Source organism: Chitinivorax sp. B, from assembly GCF_005503445.1.
GTDB lineage: Bacteria > Pseudomonadota > Gammaproteobacteria > Burkholderiales > SCOH01 > Chitinivorax.
The window spans coordinates 1-25,011 of record NZ_SCOH01000029.1; the positions used below are offsets into that span (position 1 = coordinate 1).

The following is a 25,011-nucleotide window of genomic DNA, read 5'->3' on the forward strand; positions in this document are numbered from 1 at the left end:
CATTGCTTCCAGAAGAAATCGACCAGCGGCATCGCCACGCCCAAGCCCGACATGGACTTGATCGAGGCCCGCTTGAAAGCGGTAGCCGCCCGTGAAAAGGAGTAAGGATATGACCCCCGTAGAGATCATCGACGACATCGCCATCGAGCAAGGCAGCGCCAACCCTTATGCCGACCTGGGCCGGCCCGATGCCGACGAAATGCTGGTGAAGGCCGAACTGGCGCACCAGATCGCCCAGATCATCAAGAGCCGGCACCTAACCCAGCAACGTGCAGCCGAGCTGCTGGGCATGCCCCAGCCTAAGCTCTCCGAAATGCTGCGCGGCAAGTTCCGGGGCATCAGCCAGGCCAAGATGATGGAATGCCTGAACCGACTGGGCCGCGACGTGGAAATCGTGGTGAAGAAAGCCAGCCGACGCAGCTTGGGCCATACCCACGTGGTATTGGCCTGACGACCAAAACCCGCGTCAGGGGGTATCTCGGATAAACTGGCAGAAATGCGGGGTGTGATCGGGCGGTAAAGTGCGTGGCTATTAGGTTTGGAGCGCATCGGTACGACAAGGTGCATCGGCGTGCTGTGATGTTACCAAACAAGGTGGAAGCCGTCGCTACCGAATTCTTTCGTGGCAACGACCTGATCGGCGCCCAGATTGGTGAGGGAGCGGGCATTGTCTTTACCGATTGCCGTATCCATGGTGATGGTTTTTCGCGTTACCTGTTGGCTGACATTCACATGGGGCCCAGACAAGCAGGACGAATGTTGCAACGACTGTTCGATATCGACACCTACCGCATGATGGCCATGCTGGGCCTTCCGTTGGCCAAACAATTGTCACCAACCTTGCAAGCAGCTGATGCAGAACTCTCTGCATTGACCGATCAATTGGAAGATATTAGCCCGAATGACGAACCTGCCTTGCTCGATCGACTGACAGAATTGGCAGCAAAGGTTGAACGCGCCCTATCAACTAGTGATTACCGGTTCTCTGCCTCACGCGCCTACTATGGCATTGTGGAAAGACGAATTGGTGAATTGCGGGAAGGTCGTCTACCCGGCATGCAACCGTTTCGAGAATTCATGGAACGCCGGCTCGCACCGGCCATGCAAACTTGTGATTCGGTTGAACGACGCCAACGGATGCTGGCAGAACGTGTGAACCGCGCTGCATCACTACTGCGAACCCGTGTCGACATCACGCGAGAACAACAAAACCAGGCATTGCTGGCCTCAATGGATAAACGAGCGCAATTGCAACTACGTTTACAGGAGACTGTTGAAGGCCTGTCAATTGCAGCAATCACATACTATGTGGTGGGGTTGGTTGGTTATCTGGTCAAGGGCGCCAAAGCCGCCGGTTGGCCAATTCACCCAGAACTGGTGACTGCACTGGCGATCCCGGTTACCGCATTAGGTGTCGCATTGGGTTTACGGCAAATGCGCAAAGCGCTGGCTGCCCACCACTGAAGCAAGCATGGGCTGTAACGGCCCATGTCAACTCATGAGTGCATCAGCCTGCCAGTTTATCCATCACTTTGGCCAATATACCCAAACCTTCTTCCACGAGCGCATCGGATGCCGTCAATGGCATCAGGAAACGAATCACATTGGCGTAATTGCCGCAGGACAATAGAATCAACCCTTCCTTTGCCGCAACTTGCACCAACTCGCGAGTCAGATCGGCATCCGGCTGATGGGCATCGCCGTTTTTCACCAGCTCGATCGCAACCATTGCCCCCTTGCCGCGCACCTCACCGATACATTGCGGATACTTGCTCTGCAAGACGCTCAAATGCTTGATCATCAACGCCCCCAACTCACGTGAGCGTTGTACCAGGCCTTCTTCTTCCATCACCTTCAACACAGCCAATGCAGCTGCGATAGCCACGGGTGAACCCGCATAGGTACCACCCAAACCGCCCTGAGCTGGGGCATCCATCAATACAGCACGCCCCACCACAGCAGCCAGTGGATAGCCCCCCGCCATGGATTTCGCCATGGTCATCAAGTCCGCCTCGACATTGTATTGCTCCATGGCAAACATCGTGCCTGTGCGGGCAAAGCCAGTCTGGATCTCATCGGCAATCAGCAGAATGCCATGCAGATCACACAGCTGGCGTAATGCACGCATCAATTCTGGCGGGGCAGCATAAAAACCGCCTTCACCTTGTACTGGTTCCAGAATGAATGCAGCGACACGGTTTGGCTCAATAGTGCATTTGAACAGGTTGTGGATCGCCTGCAATGCTGTATCAACGGATACACCGTGGTAGGCCACCGGATAAGGTACATGAAAGATTTCAGCCGGAAACGGGCCAAAGCCAGCTTTATAAGGCACCACTTTGCCAGTCAGCCCCATAGCATAATGGGTGCGGCCATGAAAACCGCCAGTGAACGCAATCACACCACTACGGCCAGTGGCAACTCGAGCGATCTTGATCGCGTTTTCGACTGCTTCCGCCCCTGTTGACACAAAAAAGGCTTTCTTCTCACCGCTGATCGGTACCAATTGGCACAGCTTCTCGGCCAATTCAACGGCAGATTCATAGGGATTGACCATCAAGCAGGTATGGCTGAAGCGCTCAATTTGCGCGTTCACCGCAGCCGTGATGGTCGGGTGGGTATGGCCAGTATTCAGCACAGCAATGCCACCAGCAAAATCGATATATCGCTTGCCCTCCACATCCCACATCTCTGCGTTTTGAGCGCGTTCGATATAGATAGGATGAAGCGCCCCCATGCCGCGCGGAAACACCGCGCTACGCCGTTGATGTAGCTCTGCATTGCTTGCCATATGCTGACTTCCTGCCTAGATAAGGTTGAACACCGGTCCACTATCTGTCGGTTGCATGCATCACAATCCACAGATGACGCGGACTAAAGCCTAATTCATCAATGTAGTGCTTAAACAGGCACACGGCCTGCCTAAATCTGACAGTCTGTTGTACCGGTCAATTGGGCGAAACATGGTGGCCGGCCATTACCCCGGTGAGTAGTGCAATCCGCCCTGTGGATTGAACCTAGCCTCCGATTCCGTCAATGCAGATATATTTCACTTCAACGTATTCATCGATGCCATATTTCGAGCCTTCACGGCCAATGCCGGACTCCTTCACCCCGCCAAACGGCGCGACCTCGGTCGAGATCAGGCCGCTGTTGACACCGACCATGCCATACTCCAACGCTTCAGCCACCCGGAACACCCTGCCAATGTCACGGGTATAGAAATAGCAGGCAAGGCCAAACTCTGTATCGTTCGCCATATGAATGGCTTCCACCTCGGTTTTGAAGCGGAATACCGGAGCCAGCGGACCAAATGTTTCTTCTTTCGCCACCCGCATGGCTGGCGTCACATCGGCAATCAATGTTGGCTCGAAGAAGCTTCCGCCAAGACTGTGCCGTTTGCCACCAGCCACCAGACGCCCCCCTTTGGCAAGCGCATCGGCAATATGCTCTTCCACTTTGGCAACTGCATTCATGTCGATCAACGGCCCTTGATTGACCCCATCGTCAGCACCATTGCCCACCTTCAGTTTGGCAACAGCTGCAGTCAACCTGGCCAAGAACGCCTCGTAGACCCCATCCTGCACTAGCAGGCGGTTTGCACATACACAAGTCTGGCCGCTATTGCGGTATTTGGAGGCCATTGCCCCCGCCACTGCGGCATCCAGATCTGCATCGTCAAACACGATGAACGGCGCATTCCCACCCAGCTCCAGCGATACCTTTTTCATGGTCCCGGCGCATTGCGCCATCAACTTCTTCCCAACCTCCGTTGAACCCGTGAAGCTGAGTTTGCGCACGGCAGGGTTACCCGTCAGTTCGGCACCAATGACCGTGGACGACCCTGTCACTACATTGAACACCCCTTTGGGAACGCCAGCACGGTGCGCCAGCTCCGCCAATGCCAAGGCAGAATACGGCGTTTGTGTAGCGGGCTTGACGATGATGGTGCAACCGGCAGCCAAGGCTGGTCCCGCCTTGCGGGTGATCATGGCGTTCGGGAAATTCCATGGCGTAATCGCCGCGCACACGCCAATCGGCTCCTTGGTGACCAACAGCCGGCGGCCTGGAGTTGGGGTGGGGATCATGTCGCCATACAAGCGCTTGGCCTCTTCGGCAAACCATTCGATGAAGCTGGCACCATAGGCAATTTCGCCCCGGCTTTCCGTTAACGACTTACCCTGCTCAGCAGTCAGCAACTGAGCCAGATCTTCCTGATTGGCCATCATCAGCTCATACCAGCGGCGCAGCACCACAGCACGTTCCTTCGCTGTTTTGACCCGCCAACCGGCCTGCGCAGCATGTGCCGCTGCAATCGCACGCTGGGTATCAGCTGCTGTCATACTGGGGATGGTACCCAGTTGCACGCCCGTGGCAGGGTTGGTGACGGCAATGGTGTTGTGGTCGCTGGCATCACACCATTCGCCATCGATATAGCACTGCTGACGCAGCAGCGTCGGGTCTTTGAGTTGCATCAGGCTTTCCTCGTCAAATCAGTTCATTGACACAGGCCGTGAAATGCTCGACCAGTCGGTCGACATCGGCAACTGTGGTATCCGGGCACACCAGCATCATGTTGTGAAATGGCGTAATCAGCACACCCCGGTTCAGCAAATATAAGTGAAGAACATGTTCCAACTCACTATCCAAAATGGCATCCGCCTCTGTTCCGTTCCGCGGTGCGGTTGGCGCAAACTGGAACTCCGTCCGCGCGCCAACCTGCGTCACACACCACGGCACGCCAGTCGAGGCAATGGCATTGCATAATCCGGCCGCCAATCGTTCAGCTAGGTTAAACATGTGTTGGTAAGCATCGGCGGTCATCACATACTCAAGATTGGCGCGAATTGCCGCCATCGCCAGCATATTGGCTGTCAGCGTGGTACCAATCCCTGAGTGACCGGGTGGCGCATCATGCTTGGCTTGGCGCATACGGCCTGCCACTTCGGCGGTAAAGCCATACACGGCACACGGTATGCCGCCGCCAATCGGTTTGCCCAATACAAAAAGATCTGGCGACAGACCGTGTGCTTGACTGTATCCACTTGGGCCGGTTGAGATAGTGTGGGTTTCGTCGATCACCAGTAGTGCACCATATTGACGGATCAATGCCTGAGCCGTCTGCCAGAAGTCTGAATCGGGTAGCACCATGCCAATATTGGTCAAAGCAGGTTCTGCCAACACACAGGCAACATCACCTTGCTGCAAGGCAGCTTCCAGCCCTGCCAGGTCATTGAACTCGACCACCACGGTATGTTGGGTCAGATCATAGGCCTGCCCTAACAAACTGCCACGTTGCACTGGCCGACCGGCAACCAGATCAACAAAAACATCATCCACCGTGCCATGGTAACAACCGTTGAATACCAATATCTTGGATCGCCCGGTAATGGCACGCGCCCATCGAATCACAAAGCGATTGGCATCAGTGGCTGTCATGGCAAACTGCCAGAAAGGCAAGCCGAAACGTTCTGCCAACAGCTCTCCGACGATGGCTGCATCTTCCGATGGCAGCATGGTCGTGAAACCTCTGGCTGTTTGTGCCGCCACTGCGGCAGCCACCGGGGCTGGTGCATGACCAAACATGGCGCCGGTATCGCCAAGGCAAAAGTCAACGTATTCATGACCGTCAACGTCATTAAACCGTGCACCTTTGGCAAAATCGACAAACAATGAAAAAGGCGTTGACCAATCGATCATCCAATGCAATGGCACACCATACAGCAAATGCTGATCGGCCCGACGGGATAAGGCCAGCGACTGCGGATGATAGGCAGCGAAAAAGGCTCGTTCTCGACTTGCCAGCTGCTGGGCCTTTGCCCAGTTCAACCCCTGGCGGGTGGGGTGCTGCATGGTGGGCCTCCGTCGCGATGGTTGACCGCTTTGAACACCAATGGTTGATCAAGGTGTTTAAAATATGCACATAATACTGCCAATAATGGTGAATATTTTCAACACCCTTTTTTGCATGGATCATTTACACGCATGAAACCCATTCTGATCACGCAGCACATTCCTGCTGATGGCCCAGCTCACTTTACGGATTACCTGACCCGGCACCATATCCCGTTTGAACTCTGCCGCATCTATGCTGGTGACGACATCCCGGCCAATGTCAACGCCTACGCTGGGCTGTCGATTCTGGGTGGGCCAATGAGCGTCAATGACGAGCTGCCCTGGATTGCCCTGGAACTTACGCTAATTCAGGATGCGTTGGCTCGACAGGTTCCGGTCATCGGCCACTGCCTGGGCGGTCAGTTGTTATCCAAAGCACTCGGTGGCCATATCACTACCTCCCCCTATCCGGAAATCGGTTGGTCCGATATTCGCCCCGCCAACCCTGCGATTACTCGTGAATGGTTTGCCGGTGCCAATCCTGCACGGTTGTTTCAGTGGCATGGCGAAACCTTCAGCCTGCCCACCGATGCTGAATTGATTGCCATTGGTCGCTACTGCCCCAATCAGGCCTACCTGGTGGATGGGCGTCATCTGGGTATGCAGTTTCATTGTGAAGTGGATGAAACCAAGATTCTGAATTGGATCGACACCTGCCAAACCGATATTGCGACCGCCTCTCACTCCCCAGCAGTGCAATCCAGTGACGACATCCGGGCATCATTGCCCACGGCACTGCCTGTCAGCAAACAATTGGCGGACGCGATTTATGATCGATGGCTGCAAGGTATCAACCGTTAAGCGTGGCAAACAAAAACTCTGATGATGCGCTGTGCCACCTCGCCGCATCTCTTGCATGCGGCGATAGTACACTTGGCCTCAGTCTGGCCTTCTTGGTCCTGTTGCTCAAAAGACGTTGAACAGGTGAGGATGCTGAGCAGCACATACACCCTGATCCTGGCCGCATGCTAAGACATTGAACAGGTTCTTAAGGCACGCTAAGCGCGGTTAATCCTGCCCGAAGCCACCATTCCAGGCCATGGCAGCCTGCCACAATGATGGCGGTCAACCACTTCCACCTACCATCCCCGTTGCCACTCGTCGGCCATCATCGCCGTGACTGCATAAATCCGTAACCAACAACATACACACGGGACACAGATAGCCTATAAAAAATTCAGGTCACGCGCTCAGGGCAACGTACGGCCTGAAGTTCATTAGCGACATCTGCCCGTTTTTCCACCCATGCCTTGTTGCCTTGGCTCACCAGACCATTCGCCGGCAATAGGCAGATAGCGTGTAGAGCCTGTTTTACGTCGGCTGGGCACGATATCCATAACAACAAGCAGAGGCTTTGTATGAAACTCTCGACACGACTGGCGATCATGGTAACGGGTACCATCATTGGCTTGGTAACGATCACCATGATCGCGTTGACCACCGTCAAACACACCATGCAGCAAGAACGCGAAATGCAGATCAGCACTTTGCTTCGCCTTGCACATCAGATGGTTAGCCATTATCAGGAGCTGGAACAATCCGGTAAATTGCCCAAGGAGGAAGCCCAAACCAAGGCCAAAGAAGCCTTGACCCATCTACGCCACGAGAATGACTATTTCTTCGTCAGAGGCATGGATGACATGATGCACGTGCATCCCGATCCCAAACGTGTTGGCACCATCGACCCGGGTGCCAAGTTACCAGACGGCCGTACCAGCGGTCAGGCTTATCGCGACGCACTGGCTACCAAAAACATCGCCTTCGTTAACACCTTCGTTGCCCGCCCCGGCTCGGCAGACAAGGAAACCAAATTGCCCAAACTCAATGGCGTGATCAAGTTCGAACCCTGGGGCTGGATGATCGGCATCGGCTTTTTTACCGATGACATTGATTCCGCCTATTGGCGCTATGCCACCAGTTTCATGTTGATCGGCATCCTGATTGTTGTGGTAGTGGTCCTGCTTGCCTTCAGCATGTCACGGCGGATATACAGCTTGCTGGGTGGAGAGCCCGGCTATGCCGCTGAAGTCGCCGTGGCCATCGCCAACGGCGATCTGGCCCGAAAAGTGGCCAGCAACCAGGCTCGTGACAGCCTGCTGGCATCAATCGCGCGGATGCAGACCAGTTTGCGCAGCATGATCGAAGGCATCCAGCAAGGTGCCAATGCACTGGGGACATCCGCCGCCAATTTAGCGGAACAGATGGTACACATCAATGATGCGGCCCATAACTCGTCAGATGCCACGACCTCCACTGCGGCTGCAGTGCAAGAGATGACATCCAGCGTCGAGCAGATCTCCCACAGCGCACGCGAAACCGAGCGCAATTCCGAACGTTCAACCGAACTGGCGGCCAACGGTGAAAAACTGGTCAGTCAGGCCTCCAATGAAATCCAGCGCGTCTCCAGCCAAATCGACTCTGCCTCTCAACAGATCCATGGTTTGATGGAGCGCTCCCGCGAAATTGGTGGTATCGCTGCCGTCATCAAGGAAATTGCCGATCAGACCAACCTACTCGCACTGAACGCTGCCATCGAAGCAGCACGAGCCGGAGAACAAGGCCGTGGCTTCGCTGTGGTTGCAGATGAAGTACGAAAACTGGCCGAACGTACCGGCAGCGCCACTGAACAAATCACTGGCATGATCCAGGGAATTCAGAACGATACACAATCCGTTGTTGCCAGTATGCAAGCAGTCACACCGCAAGTCGCCAAAGGGGTTGCCATGGCGGAGCAAGCTGCCGATTCACTGCGCGAAATCAGTAATGGTGCTCGCGATACGCTTGAAAAAATCCGCAGTGTCGCACATGCCACCTCTGAGCAAAGTCTGGCCAGCAACAGCATCGCCAGCAACATCGATCGCATCGCCGCCATGGTCGAATCCGCGGCGGAATCGGTGCGCCAAGCCAACCAGACGGTCAGATCGCTGGAGCAGCTATCCGTTGACTTGCGGCAATCGGTATCGCAATTCAAGCTGTAAGTGGAACTGGTTGGAAACGGGGCAGCCATTGCCCCGTTTTTCTTTGCAGGCCTGCGTCATGGCATGGCAAGCTATCACCTTCAGGTCATCCCGGATTACCTAATGAGTGCGCCCATTCAAACCATCGACTTTTCTGCCACCCTGTTTTTCAAGGACAAACCGGATTTCCAGTTGAATGCGCTGATTGAATCTTGGGGCAAAGAAGGCTATACCTGCGAAATTCTCGAACCAGGTGATGATCTGTTTCGTGTCATCCGTGGCGAAACAGGTGTCTACATCGGCCATGTCGAACCCATTCAGCACGATGCCCATCCCAACTACTACCCAGATATTGCTCAGATTGACATTCCTTACGATGAAACCTACCTGATCAATCATCACGAGGCATTTGCAGACTTCCAATCCTGCCATTACGAAGTACCGTTCAGTTTTCGCATGGTAGAGCAGGATAATCCGCTCATCGTCCATAATGAATTCGTGATCACCTTGCTGGGTATCCGGCAAGTGCTACCAGTTGATGCAATCTGGCTGGATCATCTGAGTATCTTTGTCGGCCGGCTGGATATCGAGGAATACACCGATTACGCGTGCACCCAGGACGGCATGCCGCCAGCCTCCATACCGTACCCACTGCTATTCGGCGTCCTGTTCCAGCAAGATAAGGGCATTTTCAGAACCTGGAGCACTGGGCTGAATCATTTTCAGCACCCGAACCTCTTGGTTGAATCAAACAGTATCAGTGCCTTGGATGCTGCCCGTGTCGTCTTCAATGCCTGCATGAGTGTTGCCGGAGACAAACAATTCCAGGCCGGTGAAAGTATGGAAACAGCTGGAATTCGATGTCAGATTGCAGACTGCGTTTGGGATGAAAAGCCCATGTTGAAGTTTATCCCCGCTATTTGAATCTTGTGTCTACAGTGACAGGTATCACTGTCGACCGCTACATACCTGCCTTTGCAGTAAAACATGTTTGTGACAAGAGATCACCCATGCCCAAGAAAACCCATGCTGAATATCTTCAACAGCAGCATCCAGGTATTACCGAGCTGGCTGAATATTATGCTGAGCTTGGCTTCAACCAACCCATACTCTGGGCAAAAAGCGAGCTCGATGGCGAACCTGCCGTCGCCACTGCAGCCCTCATCCACGCCTTACGTAATGAAATCGTTCAGGCGGAGGATCACGGCTGGTCAGCTGCCATACGCAATGGCGACGTGAATATCGAGGACGAAACACTGATTGCTGAAGCCACCATCACGCTGGATTACCTTCAGGAGCGGGATGTGGACTTAAACCGCCTGACGCCTCTGATCAGAGCGATCCAAATGCAAACCATTCGCAATGTCACCACCCTACTGGATGACGGGCCAGAAATCTGTTGCATCCCGTTACCCGCAGGGCGGGAGTGTGGCTGGCAACTGACGGCACTTGATGCAAATGGAGAGCCCAATGGCACGATCACCGGGCTACATGAAGTGATTGATGACGAGGAAGATCTTTGATGCCTACTCCAACACTCATTCCGGTGCTGGATACCTTCATCATCTGAACAGCGGCAATATCAGCCAACATTGCGTTTGCTGACCAGTCAGATTGTCGGGTTTGATCGACACCAGGGCACAATCCACTCCGGAAGCCACGACAGTACAGGTGATGTGACCAGCGCCAATTACCACTTGGCGTCCTATATTCGGTAAGCGCATAACACATGAGGAGGTAGCCATGGCACTTCCAGGCCTATTGATCGAATACCTGGTCAGTGGTGCACTAGCCTTTGCCTGGCTGTTGCCACTGTTGCAACACCGGCTATCCGTGGTTGAAGCACCATATCTTCCAGTGTTTCTCCTGTTGCTCTACGTACTGGGTATGGCGATCGATTTTCTTGCCTGGTGGGCCACCCGCTTACCCAAGCACTGGATTCGTGCCTGGGTGTATCGAAAGTACCGGGGACCAGGCGCCATTGACAACGAGAGTGGCACACTACGAGCAGCCAAGATTGGTTTTTACGCACCGGAGCTGGCCAAGGAGCTTGCAATGCGAAGTTCAAGGGATCGAATCGCCCGGGGGGCAATCATCAATGCGTTGCTCGCAGCGATCTTTCACTTGCCTTGGTGGGCCGGGGTAAGTGCTGTCGCCTTCACCGTCACCCTCTGGGCCAGCTTCGAGCGACTGAGCTACGGCTATGAATTGTGTGCGGAACAGATTGTGGATGAGCAGCATCAACGTGAGCAAGCCAAGCGTGTGGCTTAAACCTGATGCAACATAGTCGGAAAACCTTTACAGGAACCCATGACCATGCTGAAAACCTATCGAGGCAGTTGCCACTGTGGGGCTGTGAAGTTTGAAGCTAATCTGGATTTGACGCAGAACAGTTACCGGTGCAACTGCTCAATCTGTCGGAGAACCCGCTTTTGGCCTGCCGTTGCAATACCAGATGGGTTCCGTTTGTTGAGTGGCGAACAGGATATGACCGAATACCGGTTCAATACACTGAAGAATCAGCATTTCTTTTGCAAGCACTGCGGGGTTCGCGCCTTTGGCATTGGCAACGACACTCCTATCGGCAAGATGTATGGCGTAAACATCGGGTGCCTGGAAGACATCAGCGAGGAAGAACTGGCCAACGTTCCCATTACCTATGTGGATGGACTGCATGACCAGTGGCAGAAGCCACCCCTGTTTTTCAGTCACCTATAGCCGGACCTGCATCGATTCCAGATGACTTGAATAACCTCAGAAAACCTTGAACAGCCGTTGACGCCAGGTGCTTTAATACGATGCCAACAGTCCATTTGATCGAAGGTCCGGTCGGCGCGGGCAAATCCACGTTCGCCATCGCATTGTCAATACATACCAAAGGCGTACACATTGCGTTGGATAAGTGGTTTGTCAGGCTGTACAACGCTGATCGACCTGCAGAGCAGATCATGCCTTGGTATATCGAGCGAAAACACCGACTACAGGGGCTGATCTGGGAACATAGCTGCCAGATTCTTGCGACGGGTACCGATGTCATCCTTGAGCTAGGTCTGATCCAGCGACGCAGTCGTACTGCTTTTTGTCGCCAGGTTCAAGAAGCGGGCTATGAGTTAATGGTCCATCTGCTCGATACGCCACGCGACATCCGACGACAACGCGTTCAACATCGAAACACCGAGCAAGGTGCAACGTTTGCCATGGTCGTACCCGATCATATCTTCGAGCTGGCAAGTGATAGCTGGGAAGCACCCGATGAAGTGGAATGCAGTCAATACACTATCGAATGGGTCACCACCCACAACTCGTCCATTCATGAAAAAACCTGACATGCTCGCGCTGCAATGCGTCAACAATCTTCATCGTCGGTGGGTTACCTGCAAGATCGCTTCACTGCCCCCTCTACCCGTAATAAAGGCGTGGCACGAGTATCAACTGAAACAGTTACCCGTCATGGCGCCCAGCGTTATGGCCGGCTTATACAGGAACACAATACTGTTGCGCGTTTCCTGTAAGACAAAGTGTGGCCATATAACGGTTTCATCCGCTGTAACGGTCCACACCATTTTTAATTGGCTTTCCACTTTTCATTGTGACTATTTCATCATGGCACACTACCCGCTCACCGAACGGTTGCTTCCTGAGCCAACCGATCTGACTTGCCGATACCAGATTGCCGATCTGGCCCAGACCGATCAGCAGATTGTGCTTATTGTCTCCTTTGGCGGCACTTATCCGGATGGATCACATGGCAACGCGCACGCTGCATACATTGCAAGATCCACTCTGCTTGGGCTACATGCTTTCGATGCTGATTGTGTGATTCTGGATTTCCGTGGGCTTGTCTATCGCTGGGGTAATTCGCTGTTACGCGTCTTTGACGACATCGCCCAGTACAAGGATGCAGGTGGCGAACCCGGCCAGCCCACTTTCCCGGTGTTGGTTGTAACATCCGAGCTTTGCAGTGCGGCGTTTCTCTCGCTGGTCACACCGGTAGGACAATCTACACCGGCGTGGCACTTTGAGGATATGGATGCCGCGATTCAATATGGTATGCAGAAGGCACACGAGTGGCTTGATTTCTAGATTACCGGAGATGCTCCATGATCAATTTACAGAAAACTGGCGGTGTTGCTGCCTTGATCGAAGCACTGGCCTACACAATTGGTTTTGTCGTGATGGCAACACTGCTCAACCCAGGCGATACCACTCGTTGGAGTACTGCCCAGAAGCTGGCGTACACCCTGGACAACAAAGCCCTCTTCCAAAGTTGGACATTATTCATCTACGTCATCTTTGGCATCGTACTGGTTGTTCTGGCCGCGGCGCTGCATGATTGGCTGAAGGTCAAATCTGCCGGCGTGATGCAAATTGCCACATCATTTGGATTGATCTGGGCGGGTCTGGTCATTGCCAGCGGCATGGTCGCCAGTATTGGACTGGAGACAGTCGCCACCCTTTATGCTAGCGATGCTGTCCAGGCTGCGTCTGCCTGGGTTGCCATCAATGCAGTACAGAACGGATTGGGCGGCGGCGTTGAAATTGTTGGGGGCATCTGGGTCTTGTTGATCAGCTTCGCAGCCCACCGGTCTGACTCGTTGCCAGTTGGATTGAATATCGTCGGCACGCTTGTCGGGCTGGCTGGTTTGCTGACGGTGGTACCACTGCTGGGCAACCTGGGAATCGTGTTTGGTCTGGGTCAGATTGTCTGGTTCACTTGGCTTGGTTTCATCATGCTGCACCGACCAATCCGTTATACAGGTACCAGGTAAGTTTTGTTGCCATACGCAGTGCCCCCCCGTCCAGCTCAGAACTTGTTCAATATCTTGTTACGCAACCGTGATCGGGGCTCGTGTGCTGCTCAACATCCTCATGTATCACACCTACACGCCGGTTTTTGCGCTGCGCTTCACCCCGCTGGTGGCCACTCATCACAGACTTTGAACAGATTCTCAGGACGCAACAGCAAGCTTGCTTAAACAGGCGAACAACCGTTCATCCTGCGCATACGCCACGTTGAAACGAAACCAGCTGCGATCCGTATCGCCGGTGCCGTACAGGTGTCCCGGTGCCAGCAGTATGCCGGCTTCAGCCGCCAATCGCACGGCAGCATCCACCTCCATCGCCAATGACTTGCCCGCCCACAAAAACATGCCACCTTGTGGTTGATGAAACAATTGCCACCCCGCCGACTGCAAGCGGTTAGCCACTACCAGTTGCGCATCCGCCAGGCGCTGTCGCAAGTGTTCCAGATAACGGCGATGATGGCTGTCGGTCAAAATGGCCAACACCATCATTTCATTCAACTCGGAGGTGGTCAGGCCAGACAGCATTTTCAACTCGATCAACCGTTCGTTGATGGTAGTCGGTACCACCATGTAACCAACCCGCAGACTGGGCGAGATGGTTTTGGAAAAACTGTTGATATAGGTCACGCGACGACACTGATCCAGACTGGCCAAGCTGATCGGGGGGATGTGATTAAGATCGGCAAAGATGTCATCCTCAACAATCTGTATGTCGTGCCGTTCAGCCAGTTGCAGAATACGGTGTGCAACAGCAGGTGAGGTACTGGTACCGGTCGGATTCTGCAAGGTTGTATTGGTAAAGAAGGCAACCGGTTGGTGACTGGCCGCCAGCTCGGCCAGGCGGGAGACATCCGGCCCGTCACGGCGCCGCGGCACACCCATCACCTGCAGGCCGTAACTGCGCAGCAGCGATAACAGATTGGAGTAGATGGGATCATCCACCAGCACAGTATCGCCAGGGCGACACACGCAACGCATGGCCAGATCCAACCCCTGGCTGGCGCCATGCGTCAGCACCAGTTGCTCCAATGGGGCTTCGATGCCACGTTCCAGCAAGCGTTGATGAATATGCTGACGCAATGGCAGGTAGCCCAGTGGGTTGCCATAACGCACCAGATGCGCGCCGGAGCGCCGTGACAACTGGCGCAAACCGGCTTTGACCCCTTCTTCGTCCAGCCAGTCTGCCGGCAGCCAACCGGCACCGGCCTGAATCGCAAAGGTCTGGTCTTCATATACCCGCCGCAACAGCCAGTAAGAATCAACCGGGGATGGCAGCAATGCCGTGGGTTCGGGCTGAAACGGACGTTGCCGCAAAACGAAATAGCCCCGGGCACGTCGGGCTTCGACCAGGCCGGTGGCCACCAGTCGGCTGTACGCTTCGGCCACGGTAAACGGGCTGACACCCAATGTCTTGGCCAATTGCCGCACGGAAGGCAGCCGCGTTCCGGCAGGCAGGCCACCACGCTCGATGCGTTGGCGGATCTCCGCGACAATTTGTTCAACCAGCGGTTGGGGCGCTTGGGTATCCAGGGCGAACATGTCATCAACATCCGATGCGACTGATGCGTAACTGTACAGTAGCTAAGACCAGTACAGATAGCCAAACAGCTCGCATCACTGTCTATGTCGTGGCAATCAGCTACAACAGATACTGATCCCACTAACAGGAGACCCGCCATGGACAGCGCCCCGATTGAGCCAGACACCCTTTCCCCATACTGGATGCCGTTTTCGCATAACCGCTACTTCAAACAACATCATGACCTGCGCATGCTGGCCCGGGCTGACGGCGTGCACTATACGACACAGGAAGGCAAACAACTGTTCGATTGCTTATCCGGCTTGTGGTGCTGTGGGCTGGGGCATCGCTATCCGAAGATTGTCGAAGCCATCAAGCAACAGCTTGAGGTACTGGATTACGGCACGGCATTCCAGATGGGGTATGAACCCACGTTCAAGCTGGCGCAACGCATTGTCGATCTGGCACCACCAGGGTTTGGGCAGGTGTTTTTTGTCAATTCCGGCTCGGAAGCCGTCGATACCGCGTTAAAGATGGCACTGGCCTATCATCGTGTGAAAGGCGAAGCACACCGTACACGCCTGATAGGCCGCGAAAAGGGTTATCACGGCGTGGGATTTGGCGGCATGTCTGTCGGGGGTATGGTTGCCAACCGCAAGATGTTTGCAGCCGGCATGCTGCAAGGCGTGGATCACCTTCCCCATACCCTGAACCTGAAGGAGATGGCATTTTCCAAGGGCCAACCCACCTGGGGAAGCCATTTGGCGGACGAACTGGAACGGCTGGTGGCGTTGCATGATGCCTCCACCATTGCCGCCGTCATCGTCGAGCCCATGCAAGGCTCGGCGGGCGTGGTCGTACCGCCAGTTGGTTATTTGAAACGGCTGCGTGAAATTTGCGACAAGTACGGCATCCTGCTGATTTTTGATGAAGTCATCACCGGATTTGGTCGCCTGGGTACCGCATTTGGTGCGCAATACTTCGATGTGGTACCGGACATGATCACCTTTGCCAAAGGGGTGAACAATGGCACGGTGCCACTCGGTGGCGTGCTGGTCAAAAAGGAAATCTATCAGGCGTTCATGACCGGGCCGGAACACATGGTGGAGTTCTTTCATGGCTACACCTATTCGGGCCACCCGCTGGCCGTGGCAGCCGCCCATGCCACGCTCGACACCCTGCAAGACGAAGGCATATTCGAGCAGGTCAATGGTCTGATCCCCGTGCTGGAGTCCGCAGTGCATGGCCTGAAAGGGGAAGCCAACATCATCGATATCCGTAACTGTGGGCTAGCTGCTGCAGTAGAACTGGCCCCCATTGACGGGAAACCTGGACAGCGCGCCCTCAAGGTCTTTGAAGAAGGCTTGAAGCGCGGCATGCTGTTCCGCTTCACCGGCGACATCATCGCCATGGGGCCACCTTTTGTCTCCCAACCTCAGCAACTGCATGACATGGTCGCCGTGTTACGCGATGCCATTCGCGCAGTGGGCTAGTGCTATTGACGTAGCTGCATGGTCCACGTTGGATTACCCCGTTTTGCGGTGTCATACATCGACCTGATACTGCCCTAACTCACCGCCCGCTAACCCGAGCTGCCATTCGGCCTGTGGCACACCTGTGCCATGGGCCCCGTTTTGCCCGAAAAATCGATTCATCAGAAGGACCATCAAGATGCCAACCCCACTTCATCATTGGATCAACGGCCACGCCACGGCAGGTCAATCTGGTCGTTTCTCGCCGGTGTTCAACCCAGCTTACGGCGAAATCATCCGCCAAGTGCCGTTGGCAGATGCCACCGAGGTGGACCAGGCCGTTGCCGCCGCCAACACGGCCTTCCCCGCCTGGGCGGCGACCCCACCACTACGCCGGGCTCGTATCATGTTCCAGTTCAAGGCCTTGATTGAACAACACGCTGACGAACTGGTCGAGGCGATTGCCATTGAGCACGGCAAAGTCAAAGCCGATGCGCATGGTGAATTGATTCGCGGGCTGGAGGTGGTGGAATTCGCTTGCGGTGCGCCGCACTTGCTGAAAGGTGAATACAGTGAACAGGTGGGTACCGGCGTGGATAGTTACACATTGCGACAGCCACTAGGTGTGGTTACCGGGATCACACCGTTCAATTTCCCGGCCATGGTCCCGATGTGGATGTTTCCGATCGCATTGGTCTGCGGGAATACCTTTGTATTGAAACCATCCGAGCGCGATCCGTCCGCCTCGTTGCTATTGGCCAGATTATTGAAAGAAGCCGGCCTGCCCGATGGCGTGTTCAATGTGGTGCATGGCGACAAATTGGCGGTGGATGCGCTGCTTGCCCATCCAGATGTTGCGGCGGTCAGTTTTGTCGGCTCAACACCGATTGCCCGCTACATCTATGCCACCGGCACCGCACATGGCAAACGTGTGCAAGCATTGGGGGGTGCCAAGAACCACATGGTGATTCTGCCGGATGCCGACCTGGAACAGGTGACGGATGCCTTGATGGGTGCCACTTACGGTTCGGCAGGCGAGCGCTGCATGGCCATTTCGGTAGCAGTGGCAGTAGGAGACCAGGTTGCCGATGCCTTGATCGAACGCCTGCATACCCGCTTGCAAAGCTTGCAGATTGGCTTATGGGACAACCCGGCCAGCGAGATGGGGCCACTGATTACTCGCGAACATCGCGATAAGGTGCGCGACTATATCGATGATGGCATCCGTGAAGGCGCCAAGTTGGTGGTGGATGGTCGCTCATGCCGTGTATCGGGGCACGAGGGCGGTTTCTTTCTTGGGGCCAGCTTGTTCGATCAGGTCACCCCTGCCATGCGCATTTATCAGGAAGAAATCTTCGGCCCGGTACTGTGTGTGGTACGGGTAGCCAGCTATGAAGATGCTGTGCAGCTGATCAACCAGCACGCTTACGGCAATGGTACTGCCCTGTTCACCCGGGACGGTGAGGCCGCTCGTGATTTCGTCAGTCGGATTCAGGTCGGCATGGTGGGCATCAATGTTCCAATCCCCGTTCCGATGGCGTTCATGAGTTTTGGCGGCTGGAAACAATCGTTGTTCGGCGATCACCATGTCTACGGCCCGGAAGGCATCCGTTTCTATACTCGGCTGAAAACCGTCACGCAACGTTGGCCCAAGAGCATCCGCGCCGGTGCCGAATTTGTGATGCCCACCATGCGCTAGGTATGGACGACATAGATGGTTAACCGTCAGGGGCATTTCCCCACTATACTGGAGCAGCTACTGCCCGCGCCCACTGGGCAGTTCAGGCAGTAGCTCACGTTTTTGATCTGTTTTGGGGATAACTGACACCATGCTGCAACTTGTTGGCATCATTTTGATGGGGCTGGGCTTGCTCTGTGGTGGCGGCCTGCTGGTCTCACCTTTCGGGATGCTACCCGCTCCACCTGGTTTGGCGCTTTGGTTGTTATTCCCTGGCCTGCTATTGGCGGGCTATGCACTGTTCGTCATGTCGGCCCCCACGCCACAGATATTGCTGATCTCCCGTCTGGTATCCACCTTGTTGATGGCACTTGGCCTGCTGGCAGTCACGGCCCTGGTGCTGATCGCCATGTCCATCCTGCCGCCCGATGAACCTACTGGTACATTATGGTATGTACTGGTTATCGGCTTTGCATTTGGCTCCGTTGGTGCATTGGCACATCGTAGAAAAGGCGAGTAGCCAATCCCGATGTCTACCTGGATGGCAAGCAGTTGGTTATTGACAAAGACTGTGCCACGCCGCTTGACCATGCATGGTCACCAACACAACCGTACGACGGCCCCCATATATGGATCAAGCTAGGTTTTCCGGTATGGCTTGATCCGACTGTTCCAACCCACCTTCCGCAGCCCACCAGATGAGTCCATTGTTATCCCGGCCCACCAATCTGACTTCAACCTTACCCCTGCAGTCCCGCTGGCAACTGATTCTGATTCTGGCCGTGACGGTTGGCGCCTGGCAGTTTCCACTCGGTGCCATGGCGTTATATCCCTTTTCGCTACTGGCAACCTATGTTCATGAGCTGGGCCATGGCCTGACTGCATTGGCCACAGGTGCCCATTTCGATCAACTGCTGCTGTATGCCGATGGTTCTGGCATGGCCATCTGGCGTGGGCACCCCACACCATTGTCGTTGGCATTGATTGCAGCGGGCGGACTGATCGGACCGTCACTGGCTGGCGCATTGTTATTGGCGTTGTCGCGCACACCCAGGTTTGCCCGGCTGTTACTGGCGGTGCAGGCGGGCTTGACGCTGATCATTGTGCTGGTGTGGGTACGCAACCTGTTTGGTGTGATATTCCTGCTGGCAGTCAGTGCCCTGATGGCTGGTGGAGCACGCTGGCTGTCCGACCGATTGGCGCAGTTCATCCTGCAATGGTTGGCAGCTTTGTTTTGCCTGTCGTGGTTTCGCGATCTGGACTATATGTTTTCTGCTCAGGCTACCGTCAACGGTGTGGTGTCCCTGTCCGACAGTGCCCAGATGGCGGCCGCACTGTGGCTTCCCTATTGGTTTTGGGGCGGATTGGTCGCCTTGACTTCATTTGTACTGCTGGTGGCTGGGTTATGGTTTGCCACCCGCCCCATCCGTTGACCCCATACAAACAGATACGCCAGTCGCCATCAGCCACGGGCATGTCGTATAGCCAGACACAGTGCCTATTTCAAATATTGGCTCATGATCTGTTCAACATTGATCTTCTTCAGGCCATCGTTAAAAACCTTCGCAACCTTGTCACCTGCCGGCCCTTTCTTGAAACAGATAAACAGTTTCTTGTCTTCAAGCAATTTGCTGTTGAACTTGATTTTGCCTTTCAATGACTTCACATCCTTGTCATTATTCAGCAAATAATTCATCACATTCTGGTCGACCACGGCCAAATCTACCCGCCCCCCACCGAGTTTGAGCAGATTTTTGCTGTCATCGGTTGCGACATCTACCTTGAGCTGTTTGGCGGCCACCATGCCATCAAACTCGTCAGTATTGACATAGTCTTGCACCACCCCGATCTTTTTGCTGGCCAACTCACTGAGTTTGCTCCAGGTCACCGGTGCGTCTGCGCGTTCAGCAAAACCCAGCGGCCCCTTGCCCATGGCGTCAGAATAAGTAAAGGTTTTGGCATTGTCAGCTGAATAGTATTCAGGAAAGTATCCCATATGCGACTTGCTGTTTTTCGCCAGATCGACCGCTCGGGACCAGGGGTAAAACTCTATCTTCAGTTTGTAACCCATCGCCTCGAAAGCTGCCTTGGCCACCGCAGCAGATGCCCCCTGGGCTTGTAACGTCGCACTGGTATAGGGTGGCCAATCCAGCGAGGTCAACGTGATGGTCTTGTCATCAGCGCGAGACATGCCAGACCAGAGCAAGGCACACAGTACGACAAATAGAGACGCAACTCGCTTCATCAGTCATTCCTCATTACTATGGACAACGTGATCCGTTTGAACGGAGCTACCGAGCTCGTGTTTTGAGTGTAGTTCGAGAAACGGAAATAACTAGCTGCGTGGCCTGAACTCCTGATACAGATCAAATCTCACAGCAATACAGGCATACATGAAACCATATCCGCTCCACCACGATTTGGCATAACATGCAGTGCATACCCACAATGGACAATTGATGATGGCCGACCCATTCAACCCCAATGATGCCTTCAATTTCTTTCGTAATCTGTGGAAGCCGCTAGAGGCTCCGATGCAGGCAATGTTCCCGCCATTGAGTGAGGAAGAGCTGGAACGCAAGATTCAGGAACTGAAAGTGGTGGAAAATTGGCTGGTGGCCAATGTCAACATGCTACAGATGACCATCAAGACACTGGAGATGCAACGAGCGGCCTTTGCCGCAATGAAGCCTGCCGACAAGCCCAAAGGCGATACCAGCAAACCCTGATTAATCCAGGTGCCACCATGGTGGCACCCGTGCGATAAATCCGACTGCCACCAGTCGGTGGCAGATCATTTATTGGCGAGCGCCAGGGTGGTGGAAGCTGTTAAAAGCCGATCAATTTGCGCGTCCTTTTCCAGCCACAGTTCGTGTACCCACTGCTGGATAGCGGCACGGAACTGCGCATCTTCCTGGTAATCGCCCCCAACGAATTGTTGTGGAATTGGTAACGTCTGCACATCGACAATCACACGTTTCATCCTACCGCACAGAAAATCCCAAAACGATGGCGCACCTTCTGGATAGACGATGGTGACATTCAGAAAAGCCTGAAACCGATCCCCCATGGCGTTCAACGCCAAGGCAATACCACCGGCCTTGGGCTTGAGCAGGTGACGATAAGGCGATTGCTGGCGCGCATGCTTCCCTGTCGTAAAACGGGTACCCTCCAGAAAATTCATCACACTCGTAGGAATCAGCGCAAACTTCTCGCAGGCTTTGCGAGTGGTTTCCAGATCCTTGCCCCGTTGTTCTGGATATTTTTTCAAATAGGCTTCGCTGTGCCGACGCATGAATGGAAAATCCAGCGCCCACCAGGCCAGGCCCATGATCGGTACCCAGATCAATTCGTGTTTCAAAAAGAATTTGAGTAATGGAATCTTGCCGCCAAACACGTGCTGCAACACAAAGATATCAACCCAGCTTTGATGATTACTGTTCACCAGATACCAGCCACGATAATTCAAGTCACCAACGCCTTTCACATCCCAGTCCATGTGTTGGGTCAGCTTCATCCAGCCACTGTTGCCGGTGACCCAACCTTCAGCAAAGAACATCAGGATACGATCAACCACAATACGTACGGACTTGAAAGGTAGCACCAGCTTGATGATGGCAAAACTGAACAGAAAGCTGGCACAGAATAGGATATTGAAGAATAACAACAACGAAGTCAGAATCCCGATCAAGGGAGCGGGTAAAAACGAGAGCATGATTCCCCGAATATTTTCAATGTTATTTTATGAAACGATTATTACATGGGTGCTTGGGAAAAACCCAGTACCCAGTTCGGGTGTACCAGATTTCATCCATTGCGCAGCATAATATGGCATATGGCAAATGATGGCCGTGGCTGTTTGTTTTTCTACCGTTGAACCTGTTCAAAATCTGCGATGAACGGCAGCCAGCTGGGGTGAAGTACAACACACCAACCGAAATGTAGATGTGATACATGAGGATATTGAGTAGCACATACCCCTGATCACGGTTGCGTAATATGTTATTGAACAGACTCCTACTCGGATTGAGATACAGCCCCCCAATACCCTCCATGACAATACCCGGGAGCCGGTAGGGGGCCAATGACAAGCAGCGTGTATTCCACCTGTCGAGGCGCTGTACCGTCAAACCTTATTGGGTGCGGTTTTGCCGCTATTTGCCTACGGCCGATTACTGTGTAAATTTGCACCCTAGTCAAATATCATGTACTTTATAAACTGCTTAAAGTAGTTGCGTTACCTCTATGAATTTCTTTAAGAACTTTAAAAATTTCCGTAAAAAGAAGTCACAGGCAGTCCCCAATACTCGTTCGCCATTGCCGCCACAGCTGGCCGGCCTGCTACGCGAGTCCTGGTGGCTGGTGATGGTCGTGGCAGCCATTTATCTGGTATTGGTCCTGCTCTCCTACAATCCTTCCGATCCAGGCTGGTCGCACAGTGCCACCCGGCCAGAACTGCATAACCGAGGTGGTCAGGTAGGTGCCTGGGTGGCCGATGTCCTGCTATATCTGTTCGGGATGTCAGCCTGGTGGTGGGTGGTGTTTTGCGTTTCGGCCATCTGGTGGGGTTATAAACGCATCGACCGGGTCATGACGTCATCCCGCCCGGTTCTGATCATTGGCATGATCGGTTTCCTATTGTTGCTGATCGCATCCTGTGGTATCGAATCCCTGCGCCTCTATTCCATCCACGTTGCACTACCCATGGCTCCAGGCGGCTTGCTGGGCGAGGTAGTTGGCAACAAACTGCATCAGATATTTGGTTTTACCGGTGCGACCTTGGTCATGTTGGCCATGATGGCAATTGGTTTTTCGCTATACAGTGGCTTGTCCTGGCTATCCATGATGGAAAAGGTAGGTGGCCTGATCGAAGACAGTGTGATCAAAGCACGCGACAATCTGGATGCCTGGCAGGACCGTAAGATTGGTAAAGTCGCTAAGGTAGAGCGTGAAGTCAAGGTGAAGACCGAGAAGAAGAAGCTCGACGAAGCACCGCCGATTCACATCGAAGAACCGGTGCTGGAAATCCCCATCGCCAAGAAGATTGAGAAAGAGCTGGAGAAAGAGAAACAGAAGGAAATCCAGCCAATCCTGTTTGATGACCTACCCGTCCCAACCGCGTCGGGCGAATTGCCGCCTGTTTCCTTGCTGGCTCCGCCACCTCCGGCACAGGAAAGTGTGGCACACGACGTCCTGGAATATACCTCTCGCCTGATCGAACGAAAGCTGGCCGACTTCGGCGTGGAGGTGAAAATCGTCGCTGCTTATCCGGGCCCGGTCATCACACGATATGAAATTGAGCCTGCCGTAGGCGTCAAAGGGGCACAAATCGTCAACCTGATGAAAGACTTGGCACGTGCATTGGGTCTGGTCAGCATTCGAGTGGTGGAAACCATTCCGGGCAAGACATACATGGGTCTGGAACTCCCCAACCCCAAGCGGCAAACTGTGCGTTTATCCGAGCTGCTGTCATCTGAACCTTATGTTCAAAGCTCCTCGCTGCTGACTATGGTGCTGGGCAAGGATATCGCAGGTAAACCGGTGGTCGCCGATCTGGCCAAGATGCCGCATTTGTTGGTGGCCGGTACCACTGGCTCCGGTAAATCGGTCGGCGTGAATGCGATGATTTTGTCGCTTTTATATAAAGCTGCACCGCAGGACGTTCGCTTCATCATGGTCGACCCGAAGATGCTGGAATTGTCAGTGTACGAAGGTATCCCGCATTTGTTGGCACCCGTTGTCACCGATATGAAACTGGCTGCCAACGGATTGAATTGGTGCGTGGCAGAGATGGAAAAACGCTACCGCCTGATGTCAGCCATGGGAGTACGCAATATTGCCGGTTACAACCATAAACTAAAGGATGCGGAAAAAGCCGGCAAGAAGATCACCAATCCATTCAGCCTGACTCCAGATGATCCGGAGCCGTTGGAATGCTTGCCATTCATTGTGGTGGTAGTGGACGAATTCGCCGACCTGATGATGGTGGCAGGTAAAAAAATCGAAGAACTGATCGCCCGTCTGGCACAAAAGGCCCGTGCTGCTGGTATTCACCTGATTCTCGCCACTCAGCGTCCTTCTGTGGATGTGATTACCGGCCTGATCAAGGCCAACATCCCGACTCGGATGGCTTTTCAGGTATCCAGCAAGGTGGACTCCCGAACAATCCTTGACCAGATGGGAGCCGAAACGTTGCTAGGCCAAGGGGATATGCTATTTCTGCCGCCCGGAACAGGCTACCCGCAACGGGTGCATGGCGCATTTGTCGCGGATGAGGAAGTCCATAAGGTTGTGGAACATCTGAAACAGACAGGCGAGCCAAACTATGTGGAAGGCATTCTTACCGGCGAAGCGCTGGCTGGTGGCGGGGACGGAGGCGGTGCTGGTAGTGGCGGAGATGCAGATGGGGAAGCGGACCCGCTGTACGACGAAGCCGTGGCCATCGTACTGAAGACACGTCGTGCCTCCATTTCTGCGGTACAGCGGCACTTGCGCATTGGTTACAACCGTGCAGCCCGTCTGATTGAACAAATGGAAACAGCCGGTCTGGTTTCGCCAATGGAGTCGAATGGTAATCGTACCGTTCTGGCCCCCAATCGCGAAGAATAGACAAACCCGCATCCGGCTTGGTGATCTATCAAGCCGGATACCTCAAGCAGTTGCCCTTCCTGTTTCAACCGCCGCA

The 25,011-nt window shown here is 54.2% G+C and carries 24 protein-coding genes and 1 pseudogene; 19 read left to right on the top strand and 6 right to left on the bottom strand.

Annotated features, from left to right (window positions below):
* The 3 genes and pseudogenes from FFS57_RS26280 to FFS57_RS16695 all read left to right on the top strand — a co-directional run.
* Positions 1-105 (top strand): annotated as a pseudogene (locus FFS57_RS26280) (type II toxin-antitoxin system RelE/ParE family toxin); the annotation flags it as partial.
* A gap of 4 nt (positions 106-109) precedes the next feature.
* The gene (locus tag FFS57_RS16690; RefSeq protein ID WP_137938953.1) at positions 110-451 is read left to right on the top strand and encodes a helix-turn-helix domain-containing protein; all 342 of its coding nucleotides are present in this window, start codon (positions 110-112) and stop codon (positions 449-451) included.
* 128 nt (positions 452-579) lie between these two features.
* Positions 580-1,464, top strand: a complete 885-nt coding sequence (locus tag FFS57_RS16695; RefSeq protein ID WP_137938954.1) for a DUF3422 family protein — start codon at positions 580-582, stop codon at positions 1,462-1,464.
* A 43-nt stretch (positions 1,465-1,507) separates the two neighbouring features.
* On the opposite strand, the gene gabT is transcribed toward FFS57_RS16695, so the two are convergent.
* From gabT to FFS57_RS16710, 3 genes are all read right to left on the bottom strand, one after another.
* Complete coding sequence (gene gabT / locus FFS57_RS16700; RefSeq protein WP_137938955.1) at positions 1,508-2,791, bottom strand: 4-aminobutyrate--2-oxoglutarate transaminase; 1,284 nt, start codon at positions 2,789-2,791, stop codon at positions 1,508-1,510.
* A 226-nt stretch (positions 2,792-3,017) separates the two neighbouring features.
* Positions 3,018-4,475 carry an NADP-dependent succinate-semialdehyde dehydrogenase gene (gene gabD / locus FFS57_RS16705; RefSeq protein ID WP_171014017.1) on the bottom strand — a complete coding sequence of 486 codons (1,458 nt, stop codon included), beginning with the start codon at positions 4,473-4,475 and terminating at the stop codon, positions 3,018-3,020.
* A 13-nt stretch (positions 4,476-4,488) separates the two neighbouring features.
* Positions 4,489-5,853, bottom strand: a complete 1,365-nt coding sequence (locus tag FFS57_RS16710; protein WP_137938957.1) for an aspartate aminotransferase family protein — start codon at positions 5,851-5,853, stop codon at positions 4,489-4,491.
* Positions 5,854-5,985: 132 nt separating this feature from the next.
* Here FFS57_RS16710 and FFS57_RS16715 point away from each other — a divergent pair, with 132 nt between their 5' ends.
* From FFS57_RS16715 to FFS57_RS16755, 10 genes are all read left to right on the top strand, one after another.
* Positions 5,986-6,696 (top strand): type 1 glutamine amidotransferase, encoded by a 711-nt coding sequence (locus FFS57_RS16715; RefSeq protein WP_137938958.1) that lies wholly within the window; start codon positions 5,986-5,988, stop codon positions 6,694-6,696.
* Between the two features lie 557 nt (positions 6,697-7,253).
* Complete coding sequence (locus tag FFS57_RS16720; RefSeq protein WP_137938959.1) at positions 7,254-8,873, top strand: methyl-accepting chemotaxis protein; 1,620 nt, start codon at positions 7,254-7,256, stop codon at positions 8,871-8,873.
* On the top strand, positions 8,874-9,776 hold the full coding sequence (locus FFS57_RS16725; protein WP_137938960.1) for a hypothetical protein: 903 nt from the start codon (positions 8,874-8,876) through the stop codon (positions 9,774-9,776).
* An 86-nt stretch (positions 9,777-9,862) separates the two neighbouring features.
* A complete protein-coding gene (locus FFS57_RS16730) occupies positions 9,863-10,375 on the top strand; it encodes a hypothetical protein (RefSeq protein WP_137938961.1) in 513 nt (170 codons plus the stop codon).
* Between the two features lie 220 nt (positions 10,376-10,595).
* On the top strand, positions 10,596-11,123 hold the full coding sequence (locus tag FFS57_RS16735) for a hypothetical protein (RefSeq protein WP_137938962.1): 528 nt from the start codon (positions 10,596-10,598) through the stop codon (positions 11,121-11,123).
* Positions 11,124-11,168: 45 nt separating this feature from the next.
* Complete coding sequence (locus tag FFS57_RS16740; RefSeq protein ID WP_137939005.1) at positions 11,169-11,570, top strand: GFA family protein; 402 nt, start codon at positions 11,169-11,171, stop codon at positions 11,568-11,570.
* Positions 11,571-11,650: 80 nt separating this feature from the next.
* Positions 11,651-12,178 (top strand): P-loop nucleotide/nucleoside kinase family protein, encoded by a 528-nt coding sequence (locus tag FFS57_RS16745; protein ID WP_137938963.1) that lies wholly within the window; start codon positions 11,651-11,653, stop codon positions 12,176-12,178.
* A 15-nt stretch (positions 12,179-12,193) separates the two neighbouring features.
* Positions 12,194-12,364 carry a hypothetical protein gene (locus FFS57_RS25260; protein WP_171014018.1) on the top strand — a complete coding sequence of 57 codons (171 nt, stop codon included), beginning with the start codon at positions 12,194-12,196 and terminating at the stop codon, positions 12,362-12,364.
* A gap of 91 nt (positions 12,365-12,455) precedes the next feature.
* Positions 12,456-12,935, top strand: coding sequence for a hypothetical protein (locus FFS57_RS16750; protein WP_137938964.1), 480 nt, complete (start codon positions 12,456-12,458; stop codon positions 12,933-12,935).
* Positions 12,936-12,952: 17 nt separating this feature from the next.
* Positions 12,953-13,621 carry a DUF4386 family protein gene (locus FFS57_RS16755; protein WP_137938965.1) on the top strand — a complete coding sequence of 223 codons (669 nt, stop codon included), beginning with the start codon at positions 12,953-12,955 and terminating at the stop codon, positions 13,619-13,621.
* Between the two features lie 180 nt (positions 13,622-13,801).
* Here FFS57_RS16755 and FFS57_RS16760 read toward each other — a convergent pair whose 3' ends face one another.
* A complete protein-coding gene (locus tag FFS57_RS16760) occupies positions 13,802-15,196 on the bottom strand; it encodes an aminotransferase-like domain-containing protein (protein ID WP_137938966.1) in 1,395 nt (464 codons plus the stop codon).
* A 138-nt stretch (positions 15,197-15,334) separates the two neighbouring features.
* Here FFS57_RS16760 and aptA point away from each other — a divergent pair, with 138 nt between their 5' ends.
* The 4 genes from aptA to FFS57_RS16780 all read left to right on the top strand — a co-directional run bounded on the left by aptA (position 15,335) and on the right by FFS57_RS16780 (position 19,759).
* Positions 15,335-16,669 (top strand): omega-aminotransferase AptA, encoded by a 1,335-nt coding sequence (aptA, locus tag FFS57_RS16765; protein WP_137938967.1) that lies wholly within the window; start codon positions 15,335-15,337, stop codon positions 16,667-16,669.
* Between the two features lie 178 nt (positions 16,670-16,847).
* Complete coding sequence (locus FFS57_RS16770) at positions 16,848-18,347, top strand: CoA-acylating methylmalonate-semialdehyde dehydrogenase (RefSeq protein ID WP_137938968.1); 1,500 nt, start codon at positions 16,848-16,850, stop codon at positions 18,345-18,347.
* Positions 18,348-18,477: 130 nt separating this feature from the next.
* Positions 18,478-18,846, top strand: a complete 369-nt coding sequence (locus tag FFS57_RS16775; protein WP_137938969.1) for a hypothetical protein — start codon at positions 18,478-18,480, stop codon at positions 18,844-18,846.
* 178 nt (positions 18,847-19,024) lie between these two features.
* Positions 19,025-19,759, top strand: coding sequence for a M50 family metallopeptidase (locus tag FFS57_RS16780; protein ID WP_137938970.1), 735 nt, complete (start codon positions 19,025-19,027; stop codon positions 19,757-19,759).
* Positions 19,760-19,824: 65 nt separating this feature from the next.
* Here FFS57_RS16780 and FFS57_RS16785 read toward each other — a convergent pair whose 3' ends face one another.
* On the bottom strand, positions 19,825-20,571 hold the full coding sequence (locus FFS57_RS16785; protein WP_137938971.1) for a substrate-binding periplasmic protein: 747 nt from the start codon (positions 20,569-20,571) through the stop codon (positions 19,825-19,827).
* A 214-nt stretch (positions 20,572-20,785) separates the two neighbouring features.
* Between FFS57_RS16785 and FFS57_RS16790 the strand changes: the two genes are divergently transcribed.
* Complete coding sequence (locus FFS57_RS16790; protein WP_349306744.1) at positions 20,786-21,055, top strand: PhaM family polyhydroxyalkanoate granule multifunctional regulatory protein; 270 nt, start codon at positions 20,786-20,788, stop codon at positions 21,053-21,055.
* A gap of 65 nt (positions 21,056-21,120) precedes the next feature.
* Here the strand turns inward: FFS57_RS16790 and yihG are convergent, their stop codons facing one another.
* A complete protein-coding gene (yihG, locus tag FFS57_RS16795) occupies positions 21,121-22,041 on the bottom strand; it encodes a 1-acylglycerol-3-phosphate O-acyltransferase, YihG family (RefSeq protein ID WP_137938972.1) in 921 nt (306 codons plus the stop codon).
* 530 nt (positions 22,042-22,571) lie between these two features.
* Here yihG and FFS57_RS16800 point away from each other — a divergent pair.
* Complete coding sequence (locus tag FFS57_RS16800; RefSeq protein ID WP_137938973.1) at positions 22,572-24,935, top strand: DNA translocase FtsK; 2,364 nt, start codon at positions 22,572-22,574, stop codon at positions 24,933-24,935.
* Positions 24,936-25,011 lie beyond the last annotated feature (76 nt).